Below are 12,320 nucleotides of genomic sequence, written 5' to 3'. Positions count from 1 at the left end.
TTACAAAAGAGCGCATCAAAAGCGAGGAATAATAAGTAATGAGAAGCTATGATTATATAGAAGGAGGCACACAAAATGGAATGGTTGAGAAAGCTAAGCGCAGCCATAGATTATATAGAAAACCATTTAGACGGTGATATATCCTATGACGAAGCTGCAAAAATCGCCTGTTGTTCAACCTTTTACTTTCAACGGGTTTTCTCTTATGTGGCAGGTGTTTCACTGTCTGAATATATCCGGCGCAGAAAAATGACACAGGCAGCGTTTGATTTACAACGGACAGGTGCGAAAGTAATTGATATTGCCTTAAAATATGGATATGCTTCTCCGACTTCATTTAACAGGGCATTTCAGAGCGTCCATAATATCACACCCGCAGCTGCGCGCAGCATAGGAAATACATTCAATGCTTATCCAGCAATTCGCTTTTCCGTTCAAGTTTCAGGAGAAACCGCTATGTCCTATCATATTACACAAAAACAAGCCATGCGTATGGTAGGTGTTCGTATTGCGTTAAGTGAGGACATGGAGGAAAATCAAAGAATAATTCCAAAATTTTGGAAGTCTGTTTTAAAGAGCAGTTTATTTTCCGAAATATGTGATTTATCACATCAATCTCCCGAAGGAATATTAGGCGTTAGTGTTTATGAAAATCCCAAAAAGATATTTTATTATATTGCAGCAGCCACGAAAGAACCTGTCCCATCCGGTATGTTTGCATTTGAAATTCCGGCTGCTGTATGGGCTGTCTTTGAGAACAAAGGAGATTTTAAAGAAAATGTGCAGGACATTTTTCGAAGATTTTATACAGAATGGCTACCGTTTTCAGGATATGCATATGCTGGACTTCCAGACATAGAAGTATATCCTATCACCAAAGAAACACCGCTAAGAGGTCATTCTGAAGTATGGATTGCTATAAAGAAAGATTAGGAGGATAAAATATGTATCATTTACGATTGAAAGGCGACCATTATCAAATGGGCGTTAAGAGAGGAAAAATTTTTCAAAAAAGCAATATCACATTTCCTCTGCATCTTGATGATTTTCAACTTGAGCATGGAAGAAAAAGCGAACAGATATTGAAAGAGTATTTTCCCGAAGTATGTGAAGAAATAAAGGGCGTCAGTGATACCATCGGGGTAAGTTATCTACCCTTTGTATCATGGATGTTATGCATGGGCTGCTGTATGTATAATCTGGAAGATAATATCCCCGTAGAAATCAGGGGGTGTACAGCCTTTGCCTATTCCAAAAACAACAACATAATCTATGGAAGAAATAATGATTTACCGCCATATTTGAAAAAAGGGAGTAAAAGTGAAATCTATTCCCCGTTAAATGGGAATAGATTTAATATAACAACTTCTTCTTTCATTAACGGAGAAGAAGGGGTGAATGAACATGGATTGGCCGTAGCAATGACTTTTGTAATGACTAGTCTGGAAAACATACAAGCGGGTTTTAATTCCTGTTTTGTCGTAAGGTACTTGCTTGAAAAAGCGAATAGCACAGAAAGTGCACTGTTTCTGCTGATGAAACTGCCAATAGCATCTAACTGTAATATTCTTATCGCAGACAAGAGTGGAGAAATGCTTGTTGTCGAATGTACACCATATGAAAAAAGAATCCGTGAAGCGGTAAGCATCGATGATGCTAAAATTGTGTGTACTGTTAATAGCTTTACATCTGATGAAATGAAGCAACACGACGCAGCTAAGGGAAACGATTATCAATCTGCAAAACGCTATCGTACGGTTATGGAAAATTTCAGCACCCACATAAAAGGAAATCTGATAGAAGCGACTCAACAGCTTTTAAGAGGCAATTTCGGGTTCATGTGTCAATATGATGAACCAGATTTTGAAACCGTCTGGAGTTCCATCTTTGATTTGAAAAAGCTGATGATATATCGGGCAGAGGGTGACCCACGAAAAAAGAAATTTATCGTAGACAGCAGATTGCATAACATTGTGCAAAAAAAATAGGGATTTAGATATGTATCATTGGATCCTGTGTCCTATCTGTAATCACGCAATAAGGCCAGAAAGGACAAAATTCGGTTTTTCTCTTTTGGAAGAGGTTTTATTATGTTAATTACCATCATGCAAACGTTATGGAATTCATAAAAAAGGCTGAATCCATATAACGAGAATTTTATCCATGCTTATAAACTGTCCATATATTATACATACTTATATAAATCACATTATTCAAACGCCTATGTAGTTTTATGCCGCATGGGCGTTTGTTGTAATCGTTTTTATTGGAAACAGACAAAAAAAGACGGGCAAAAAGCAATCGCTTCTTCCTCGTCTTTCTTGCCACCCTGTACAACAGCTACTCGCTTTCTGTTTGTTGGTTGATATTGTTTTACGAGTAGCTACCTATTAAAACAATATCTTTTATGTTAGAGCTTTGACGTATCTGTAAAGCCCTTTATTTGGATGCTATTCACCTTGTGAACATTTCGCCGCATCAATTGCCAATACAATCATCAGGCAGAGTAATGCATCCTTTTCATGTACGATATCCATTGTATATGTATCGGAAAGTTGAAACAGCTCTTTATGAACATCCATAATATGTCCACTCTGGCTGACAACAGCATAATCCCATTCCATGACGTTTCCATCTACTTCCCAATCATTACAGGTTAAATGAAATTTAGGCCGTAAAAAGGTTAATTCTTTTTGGATAGTACCAACTTCTTCGCCGTCGATATACATAGTAAATTTAGGCAGAAAGCTAAATGCTTTTTCTTTGATTTCGCCTAGCATATTACCATCTCTATCATAAATTTGTAGGCGATGTCCAAGTGACATAACCCCCTTCACATGATAGCGTGGCTGTTGTTCTTCATCATAAATATCATAGCTATCGAACCAGCTGAAGATCCGTTGTTTAAATAATAGTTTCATTTTTTACCTCTTTATACATTATCTTTTTTTATGCTAAGCACCTTTTATCTTGTAGATAAATAAACATATCATGATTCATTTTTATGATCTTCACGCTTTAATTGTTCAAGATAAACAGCTAAAACGGCAATATCTGCCGGATTGACACCGGAGATACGAGAAGCCTGCCCCATTGTCATTGGCTGCACTTCATTTAATTTTTGTCGCGCTTCTAATGATAAATGCTGAATCCGCTGATAATCTATATGTTCCGGCAAACGGACGGCATCCATTTGTCGCAAATGAGCTGCGTCACGTTTCGCTTTTTGAATATAACCTTCATATTTTATTTCTATTTCTACTTGCTGCGCAATGGCTGGCGCAAAGGTTTTTTCTAAATAAGGTGCTAAACCTTCCATTGTCACTTTCGGACGTTTTAATAAGGTTTTTGCGCTAATGCCTTCCTTTAAAGGCTCATAGTCCAATTCCTGCATATACGTATTTACAGTAGATTTCGGTGTAAAGCGAACGGTATCTAAATATTCCAGACAGTCAATGATCTGTTGTTCTTTTCCTTTAAAGTTTTCATAACGTGCATCTGAAATCAAGCCTATTGTATGACCATAAGGTGTTAAACGTAAATCTGCATTATCATGACGCAGCAACAAACGATATTCTGCTCTCGATGTTAATAGACGATAAGGTTCTTTTGTCCCTTTGGTAACCAAATCATCAATCATTACCCCAATATATGCCTCATCACGACGCAAGATAAAAGGTTCTTTGCCATCCAGTTTTAAGACTGCATTTATGCCTGCTAGTAACCCTTGGGCAGCTGCTTCTTCATAGCCGCTGGTTCCATTGATTTGTCCTGCGGTATACAAATTAGCAATCCGCTTGTTTTCTAAGGTTGGTTTACACTGTAAAGGATCGATTGCATCATATTCAATCGCATACGCATATTTTTTAATGACACAATTTTCCAATCCTGGTAAGCTATGCAGCATAGCTTCCTGTACATCATGTGGCATAGAGGTTGAAAAACCTTGTACATAGGTAGTATCCAAAGATTCACTTTCTGGCTCAAGGAATATCTGATGTCGTTGTTTATCCGCAAAGCGCACCAATTTATCTTCAATGCTTGGACAATAACGAGGCCCTACTCCCTTTACCAAACCGGAATACATGGCAGAACGTTCTAGATTTTCATTAATGATACGATGGGTTTCAGGGGAGGTATAGGTTAAATAACATAATGCCTGTTCTTTAAAAGGTCTGATGTTTGTTGTTTCATGAGAGAAACAAAGAAAGGCATCTGTACCGGGCTGTACTTCTGTTTTGGAAAAATCAATAGAGCTTGTTAAAACACGCGCCGGTGTACCTGTCTTTAAACGGAAAGTACGAATACCTAAATCACGCAGGCTTTGAGATAAGTAATTCGTTGTTGGTTCTCCATCCGGTCCACTTGGTGTAGAGGTATGACCAACCAGTATATTGCTTGACATGAATGTACCGGTTGTCATGATCAATGCCTTACATTCTTCCATATGTCCATCAGCCTGCAAAACGCCTTTTACGACACCATCTTCTGCAATGACTTTTTCAACGCACATTTCTCTTACTTCCAGATGTTCCTGCGCTAACAGTACTTTCTGCATATAAGCTTTATAAGCCAATTTATCCGATTGTACACGTAAGCACTGCACGCCTGGGCCTTTTGTGGTATTTAGCATCTTAAACTGCAACGCTGTTGCATCTGCCGCTTTGCCCATTTCACCGCCAAGCGCATCAATTTCTCTTACAACAATTCCTTTTGCAGGTCCTCCAACACTTGGATTGCATGGCATAGATGCAATCATATCTATGTGCATGGAGTATAAGATTGTTTCTTTCTGTAAACGAGCACAAGCTAATGCGGCCTCAACACCCGCATGACCTCCGCCGATAACGATAACATCTGCCATCCTGTTTCCTCCTAATTCTTTCGACAATATCCGCATTTAGGGCAAATGCCACTTGCCCCGATCTTAGCCCCACATGAAGGACATAATACCTCTTTACTACGAATATCTTTATCTAGTTCATATATAAATTCTTTCTGAATACGTTTCCTACGCAAATTCATTTTTAATACCATACCTGCTAATAAAAGATTCAATAAGGACATCACCAGCAAGATACTTCTTGACACGATTTGATTTGTCAGAAAAGCTGCCAGCAAAATAATCAAGGTACTTATACATAAGAATCCAAAACTTATCCAGCGCTCTTTTCCATACAAATATGTTTTCTGATGGTACATAAACATTCCTTCCTTCATATATAAAGCAAATACATATTTACGTGGTATATTATAAAATATTTTCTATCCATTGAACAGCAATATTTCATGTTATTTCATATAATCTGTAAGTAACCCCTTACCCCTTTTCCTATTTGATACAAAGGAAAAGGTTGCGTGTTTTTCTTTTTCTAAATGCTCAAATAAAATACATACACCTGTTTTACCCGCTTTTTCTTTCGGTTGGAAATCATAGCACATTAATTATAAACCCTTCTTTTATCAAGGACAATTCGTAAGATATTTTAAGCTGTCTTCATCTAGAAAAGGAAAACGGATACGCTTAAGACGCATCCGTATGCAGATAAATAAATAACATGCGATTTTTTCCACTCATATCCTGTAAGACTTCAATCTTAGCTTCCGGAAAATATTCTTTTGCCAATGCTGTCAGTCTTTCTTTTTGATCATAGCCCATTTCAAAAGCCATAAAAGCTTTTTCATTTAATACCTTACGCGCATTTTCAAAGATGATGCGATAGAATTTTAAACCGTCTTCACCACCAAACAATGCGACATGTGGCTCATAATCAACAACACTCTCCTCCATCACTTCCTCATTGGGAATATATGGCGGATTGGAAATTAAGATATCCAGCTTAATATTGCGTTCGATCAAAGGCTGCAGCATATCCCCTACCATGAAGCACACGGTTGCCTCATTGGCAGCGGCATTTTCTTTGGCAACCATAACGGCTTTTTCACTGATATCCGTTGCCAACATGTGCAATCTATCCTCTTCCTTTTTCAAGGAAATCGCGATTGCTCCACTACCGGTACCGATATCTGCGACCGTTACCTGTTTACCATCAAATACTTCATCATAAGCAGCTAATACATTTGCCACCAATTCTTCGGTTTCCGGTCTGGGAATCAATACGTCTTCATTGACTTTGAAACGATAGCCATAAAACCATTCAAAACCTAAAACATGCCCTAAAGGTTCTCCTTTAATCAGACGACATAAGCCCTGTTCAAATTGTTCGGCTATATCGGCAGGTACTTCCTGCTCATATTCCATATAAAGGTTATGGGCCTCCATATTGGTAAGTTCCAACAAATACAACAAGGCTGCCTGCTCCCCACGATCGGCCTCTTCCATGCGTTTGTTGGCATCTTTTAACAGCTCACGATATGTACTCATTCGTTATTACCTGCCAGTTTTGCTTGTTGATCAGCACTTGTTAAGGCATCTAATAAATCCTGCATCTTGCCTTCCATAATGCGATCCAACTGATTCACGGTATAACCAATACGATGATCGGTCACACGGTTTTGCGGATAGTTATACGTACGAATCTTCTCTGCACGATCTCCGGTACCAATCTTGCTTCTACGCTCCATGCCCTGCTCTTCTTCCAGCTTGCGCTGATGTTCCTCATACACACGAGAACGAATCGTCATTAAGGCAGTTGCGCGGTTTTCATGCTGTGAACGTCCATCCTGACATTTTACTGTAATACCGGTAGGTTTATGCACGATACGAACAGCGGAATCTGTCTTATTGATATGCTGTCCACCGGCACCACTGGAACGCATCGTTTCAATTTCCAAATCATTCATATCAATATCAAAATCTTCAGCCTCAATCTCTGGTGTAACTAAAACCGTTGCTGTAGAAGTATGGATACGTCCCTGGCTTTCTGTCTTTGGCACACGTTGTACGCGATGACTGCCAGATTCAAATTTCAGCTTGCCATACACACCATCACCCTTCACCATGAAGGATACCAAAGAGAAACCGCCGGCCTCACTGTCATCCATTTCAACAATTTCAATCTTCCAGCCCTGACTTTCCGCATACTTGCTATACATACGATACAAATCACCCGCAAAGATATTGCCCTCATCGCCACCGGCAGCTCCACGGATTTCCACAATGGCATTGTGCGAATCATTTGGATCTTTAGGAATCAAAAGAATCTCCAGTTTTCCTAAATATTCTTCAATCTTCGGCTCTAATTCCTCAATTTCCATCTTCGCCATTTCTTTAATTTCTTTATCTTCTTCCTTTAACAGTTCCTTTGCCTCTTCTAAGGCTTCCATACTGTGTTTATAATCCTGATAGGTTTCAACGACCTGTGTTAAGTCTGCTTGCTCTCTTCCCAGCTTTGCCAATTCTCTGCTGTCAGAGACAATATCCGGCTGCATCATCAGTTCTGTAATCTCATGATACCGGTTGACCATACCTTCCAGTCGCTCGATCATAATGCTCATAAACAAACCTCCTTGTTTTGCGTCTTTTCTATTGTTGCCTTTATATGCGTAAATATCCTTATATACTATACCATTGAAAGTAAAAAATGAAAAGCAATTCTTATAGAGTAATATAAGGTTTTACTGTGTGGAAAAAGATAAGAAAAGTTAATGTTGATGAAGGTGGTACACCCTGTATTAAAGGATAAGAGAAACGAATTTTAATGAAGGGAATACATCATAGAAAAGGCTGACAGTAAACAGGTGCTTATAACATGATATGATGATAAGCAACGCTTAGAAAAGATGAGATGATCATGCAAATGATTCAATAGAAAAATGAAACCATCGTTCAAATAATCGCTGCTTATAAAAGCACGACACACCTGCATATCAAACAAAAAATCATCATGAAAGCGTTGACATCTAAAAAAAGGCTTGTTATAATGAAACCGCAAACAAGGATAGTTATTGTTGAAAGACAAGCTCGACCTGTATAAATTAACGTATATGCTTTCATGCATATGGTTTCTTATATGGGTCTTTTTTGTTAGGAGGATGGCATAGATGATATTTAAGAAGCGCTTAAACAACAATGTTGTGATTGCGATTGATGGGACAGATGAAAAAATTCTCACAGGAAAAGGATTAGGCTTTCAGATGCAGGCCGGCAATGAAGTGGATGAAACAAAGATTGAAAAAATATTTGCCTTAGCGGATAAGAAAGCGAATCAGAAATTGTTGGAGCTGTGTGAAACGATTCCGATGGAGCATGTGGAATTAGCTGAAGAAATTGTAAATTATGCAAAGATCCATGTGAATGAGGCAATGAATGAAAATGCCATTCTTGCTTTATGTGACCATATTTATATGGCAGTAGAACGTAAGAAACAGGGCGTCGATGTGAAGAATGTTCTCTTGTGGGATATTCAAAAGTTCTATCGGGATGAATATGAAGTCGGTCGCTATGCAGTAAAAGCGGTGCAAGAACGCTTTCATGTTGCATTGAGCGAAGATGAAGCAGGCTTTATTGCCCTGCATATCGTAAATGCGCAGTTGAATCTGCAAACGAAGACGGTAAAAGAGATCACGGTACTCATGCAGGAAATCGAACGTATCGTTCGCATTGATTTTGCGATTGATATCAATACGGATTCTATCTATTATGATCGCTTTATTTCCCATTTGAAATTCTTTGCCGAACGTGTCTTTTCCCACAAAACCTTTACCGGGCAAGAAGTCGATGGCTTATTGGATGTCATCATTCAAAAATATCCGAAGGCTTATGCCTGTGTGAATAAAATCAGTGCCTTTCTAACAAAAAAATATGCTTATACCTTAAGTGAGGAAGAAATCTTATATTTAAGCATTCATATCTCACGTATTGTTCAGGTATCTACTCAGAAAAGCTGAGTTTGATATAAGTCGTTACAAGCGACAGCTAAGCAGCATTTAAGAAGGATAGTTACATTGAGTTGGCTTGACCTTCGTTTCGTGTATTTCATTAAAATGAAGAAATGGAGGACTTTAAAATGGCTACTTACGAAACACTTGCACAAGAAATTGTGAAAAACATCGGAGGCAGTGACAATGTCATCAGCCTCACACACTGTATCACTCGTTTACGCTTCAAACTAAAAGATGAGTCTATCGCAAAGGATGAAGTCTTAAAGAATTTGGATGGTGTTGTGACCGTCATGAAAAGCGGTGGACAATATCAGGTTGTCATTGGCAATGCAGTTGCGGATGTTTATGCGCAGGTCCTGCCTTTATTGCATCTTGGTGATATGGACAATATGGCAACACAAAGCGATGGCAAAAAGGAAAAATTATTAGATCGTTTTGTGGATATCATCTCCGGTATCTTCCAGCCAATCCTTGGTATCATGGCTGCCTGTGGTATGATCAAAGGCTTAAATATCCTTTTTGTATCTTTGCATTTGTATAGCGATACTTGCGGTGGCTATATGATCATTAATGCAATTGGGGATGCGATGTTTACCTTCCTGCCGCTATATCTTGGTTACACTGCATCAAAGAAATTTGGCTTAAAGCCAATGATTGGTTTAACAATCGGTGCGATCATGTGTTATCCGGCTATTCAAAGCAGTGCCGTATCAACCTTGGGAGAGCCTATGTATACCCTGTTTGAGGGAACGATGTTTGCTTCTCCTGTCTATATTGATTTCTTTGGCATTCCTTTGATTTCCATGGATTATACTTCTACCGTTATTCCAGTCATCTTTATCGTTTACTTTGCTAGTAAATGTGAAAAACTATTTAACAAATGGATTCCAGATCTGGTTAAATTCTTCTTTGTGCCAATGTTGACATTGCTTGTTGCTTTACCAATTGGTTTCTTATTAATCGGACCTGTTGCTACCTTTGGTTCTAAGATCATAGCCGAAACGGTCATTGCGATTCGTGATTTCTCTCCAATGTTGGCAGGTGCTGTGGTTGGCTTAACTTGGCAGATTCTTGTCATCTTCGGTTTACATTGGGGCTTTATTCCAGTATATATCAATAATATTATGACCAATGGCTTTGATGCGGTCATGATGCCCTTCTTCGCTTGTACCTTTGCGACTTCTGCCGTTGTTTTAGCTATCTTCTTAAAAACAAAAGATAAAAAGTTAAAAGAAATGTGCATTCCTAACTTTATTTCCGGCATCTTCGGTGTTACTGAGCCTGCTATTTATGGTATTTTATTACCTTTGAAAAAACCATTTATCATCAGCTGTATTGCCGGAGGTATCGGCGGCGGTTTCTATGGCTTCTGTAACTTCCGTAAGTTCTCTATGGGTGGCATGGGCATCTTTGAATTGCCTGCTATGATAGAGCCTGATGGTAGTATGGGCAATCTTACGGTTGCGATTGCCGGTATCCTGTTAACGATGGTCATCGCCTTTATAATCACAATGATTAGCTTTAAAGATAAAGCTGAAAAAACAAATACTTCTGCGATAGAAACACAAACAGCAACGGAAATGGAAAAACCTTTAGTAAAGAAAACCATGCTGACAGCACCTGTTGATGGTAAGATCATTGCGTTATGTGATGTACAGGATGATGCTTTTGCCAGTGAAATTCTTGGAAAAGGCTGTGCTATTTTACCGACAGATGGATGTTTTCATGCACCAATCAGCGGAACGATTTCTACTTTATTCCCTTCACGTCATGCGATCGGCATTACATCGGATGATGGAATAGAAGTACTAATTCATATTGGATTGGATACCGTACAGCTCAATGGGGAAGGTTTTACAGCACTTGTGAAACAAGGTGATCATGTAGAACAAGGTCAACCATTAGTAAATGTGGATCTAGCATTTGTAAAAGAGAAAGGTTTCTGTCTGGAAACACCAGTTGTCATTACCAACTCTGCTCAGTATTTAGATGTACTGGATGTTGCGAAAGACACGATACATGCAGGAGAAGACTTCCTGCATATCGTAAAATAGAGGTATGTGTATGAGCTTTCCTAAACAGTTCTTATGGGGTGGGGCAACCGCCGCAAATCAATTTGAAGGTGGATATCAGGAAGGTGGCAGAGGCTTAGCAAATGTTGATATCTGTCCTTCAGGAAGTGATCGTTCCGCTATTATTTGTGGTCATCTTAAAACCTTTACCTGTGATGAACACCATCACTATCCATCACATGACAGTGTTGATTTCTATCATCATTATCAAGAAGATATCGCCCTCATGGCAGAAATGGGGTTCAAGGTATATCGCATGAGCATTGCCTGGACACGTATCTTTCCCAATGGGGATGAAGAAGAACCAAATGAAGAAGGTTTGCAGTTTTATGATGCCATCTTTCGTGAATGCCAAAAGTATCATATAGAACCACTTGTGACAATCGTACATTTTGATTGTCCTATGCATCTCATCCAAACCTATGGTGGATGGAAAAACCGTAAGATGATTGATTTTTATCTTCGTTTATGCAAAGTTTTATTCAAACGTTATAAAGGTATCGTAAAATATTGGCTGCCTTTTAATGAAATCAATATGATCTTACACGCTCCATTCTTAGGTGCCGGTTTATATTTTGAGGATGGAGATGATGAAGAGCGTATCAAATATCAGGCTGCGCATCATGAATTGATAGCCAGCGCTCTAGCCACAAAATTAGCACATGAAATAGATCCAGAAAATCAGATTGGCTGCATGTTTGCGGCAGGTTCTGTCTATCCTTATAGCTGTCATCCACAAGATGTCTTTGAGGCTTTGAAGAAAGATCGAGAAAGTTACTTTTTCATTGATATCCAAGCACGTGGAGCTTATCCATCCTATGCGATAAAGGAATTAACTAGAAAACATTGCATGCCCCATATGGAAGATGATGACTATGCGATTTTAAAGAAGTATCCGGTTGATTTTATTTCCTTTTCCTATTATAACAGTCGCTGTGTCAGTGGACAGAAAGAACCAGAAAAACTAACAGAAGGCAATCTGTTTGCTTCCGCAAAGAATCCCTATCTGACCTATAGCGATTGGGGTTGGCCGATTGATCCATTAGGCTTAAGAATCACTTTAAATCACGTCTATGATCGCTATCAAAAACCAATGTTCATTGTAGAAAATGGCTTAGGCGCGATTGATACGGTAAAGGCTGATGGAACGATTGAAGATGATGCACGTATTTCTTATTTGCGTGAGCATATCCTTGCTATGAAAGCTGCAATAGAAGAAGATGGTGTTGAACTGATGGGGTATACCGCTTGGGGACCGATTGATTTAGTTAGTGCCTCCAGCGGTGAGATGAAAAAACGGTATGGTTTTGTATATGTTGATAAACAGGATGATGGCAGTGGCTCCATGCAGCGCATCCGTAAAAAATCTTTTTACTGGTATAAATCAGTCATTGAAAGTAATGG

Annotated in this window: 10 protein-coding genes; 5 read left to right on the top strand and 5 right to left on the bottom strand. The window is 38.9% G+C overall.

The features are described 5' to 3' along the window. The first annotated feature begins 75 nt into the window (after positions 1 to 75). Entirely contained in the window at positions 76 to 933 is an 858-nt protein-coding gene (locus AC1VS3_RS05460; protein WP_008691248.1) for an AraC family transcriptional regulator, read from the top strand. An 11-nt stretch (positions 934 to 944) separates the two neighbouring features. Next, a complete protein-coding gene (locus AC1VS3_RS05455; RefSeq protein WP_008691247.1) occupies positions 945 to 1,988 on the top strand; it encodes an acyl-CoA--6-aminopenicillanic acid acyl-transferase in 1,044 nt (347 codons plus the stop codon). Positions 1,989 to 2,450: 462 nt separating this feature from the next. On the opposite strand, the gene AC1VS3_RS05450 is transcribed toward AC1VS3_RS05455, so the two are convergent. The 5 genes from AC1VS3_RS05450 to prfA all read right to left on the bottom strand — a co-directional run bounded on the left by AC1VS3_RS05450 (position 2,451) and on the right by prfA (position 7,458). After that, positions 2,451 to 2,921, bottom strand: a complete 471-nt coding sequence (locus tag AC1VS3_RS05450) for an LURP-one-related/scramblase family protein (protein WP_008691246.1) — start codon at positions 2,919 to 2,921, stop codon at positions 2,451 to 2,453. Positions 2,922 to 2,989: 68 nt separating this feature from the next. Beyond that, a complete protein-coding gene (gene mnmG / locus AC1VS3_RS05445; RefSeq protein ID WP_008691245.1) occupies positions 2,990 to 4,864 on the bottom strand; it encodes a tRNA uridine-5-carboxymethylaminomethyl(34) synthesis enzyme MnmG in 1,875 nt (624 codons plus the stop codon). A gap of 11 nt (positions 4,865 to 4,875) precedes the next feature. Beyond that, positions 4,876 to 5,202, bottom strand: coding sequence for a hypothetical protein (locus tag AC1VS3_RS05440; RefSeq protein WP_008691243.1), 327 nt, complete (start codon positions 5,200 to 5,202; stop codon positions 4,876 to 4,878). 322 nt (positions 5,203 to 5,524) lie between these two features. Further along, positions 5,525 to 6,385, bottom strand: a complete 861-nt coding sequence (gene prmC / locus AC1VS3_RS05435; RefSeq protein WP_008691239.1) for a peptide chain release factor N(5)-glutamine methyltransferase — start codon at positions 6,383 to 6,385, stop codon at positions 5,525 to 5,527. Continuing rightward, on the bottom strand, positions 6,382 to 7,458 hold the full coding sequence (gene prfA, locus AC1VS3_RS05430; protein WP_008691238.1) for a peptide chain release factor 1: 1,077 nt from the start codon (positions 7,456 to 7,458) through the stop codon (positions 6,382 to 6,384). The genes prmC and prfA overlap by 4 nt, the downstream gene beginning before the upstream one ends. A 546-nt stretch (positions 7,459 to 8,004) precedes the next feature. On the opposite strand from prfA, the gene licT reads away from it, so the two are divergent. The 3 genes from licT to AC1VS3_RS05415 form a co-directional block, all read left to right on the top strand. Beyond that, positions 8,005 to 8,850, top strand: a complete 846-nt coding sequence (gene licT / locus AC1VS3_RS05425; RefSeq protein WP_008691237.1) for a BglG family transcription antiterminator LicT — start codon at positions 8,005 to 8,007, stop codon at positions 8,848 to 8,850. Between the two features lie 119 nt (positions 8,851 to 8,969). After that, positions 8,970 to 10,898, top strand: coding sequence for a beta-glucoside-specific PTS transporter subunit IIABC (locus tag AC1VS3_RS05420; RefSeq protein ID WP_119983617.1), 1,929 nt, complete (start codon positions 8,970 to 8,972; stop codon positions 10,896 to 10,898). Between the two features lie 10 nt (positions 10,899 to 10,908). Next, positions 10,909 to 12,320 (top strand): 6-phospho-beta-glucosidase (locus AC1VS3_RS05415; RefSeq protein WP_227151282.1); only part of this gene is annotated, 1,412 nt, incomplete at its 3' end.

Source organism: Longicatena sp., assembly GCF_982403165.1.
This window is presented reverse-complemented; position numbering and strand designations above follow the sequence as displayed.

What these genes read in the sequence shown, in the direction of transcription:
- AC1VS3_RS05450 (WP_008691246.1), bottom strand. Translation starts at nt 2,921, where the DNA reads ATGAAACTATTATTTAAACAACGGATCTTCAGCTGGTTCGATAGCTAT.
- prfA (WP_008691238.1), bottom strand. Translation starts at nt 7,458, where the DNA reads ATGAGCATTATGATCGAGCGACTGGAAGGTATGGTCAACCGGTATCAT.
- prmC (WP_008691239.1), bottom strand. Translation starts at nt 6,385, where the DNA reads ATGAGTACATATCGTGAGCTGTTAAAAGATGCCAACAAACGCATGGAA.
- AC1VS3_RS05420 (WP_119983617.1), top strand. Translation starts at nt 8,970, where the DNA reads ATGGCTACTTACGAAACACTTGCACAAGAAATTGTGAAAAACATCGGA.
- AC1VS3_RS05455 (WP_008691247.1), top strand. Translation starts at nt 945, where the DNA reads ATGTATCATTTACGATTGAAAGGCGACCATTATCAAATGGGCGTTAAG.
- AC1VS3_RS05440 (WP_008691243.1), bottom strand. Translation starts at nt 5,202, where the DNA reads ATGTACCATCAGAAAACATATTTGTATGGAAAAGAGCGCTGGATAAGT.
- mnmG (WP_008691245.1), bottom strand. Translation starts at nt 4,864, where the DNA reads ATGGCAGATGTTATCGTTATCGGCGGAGGTCATGCGGGTGTTGAGGCC.
- licT (WP_008691237.1), top strand. Translation starts at nt 8,005, where the DNA reads ATGATATTTAAGAAGCGCTTAAACAACAATGTTGTGATTGCGATTGAT.
- AC1VS3_RS05460 (WP_008691248.1), top strand. Translation starts at nt 76, where the DNA reads ATGGAATGGTTGAGAAAGCTAAGCGCAGCCATAGATTATATAGAAAAC.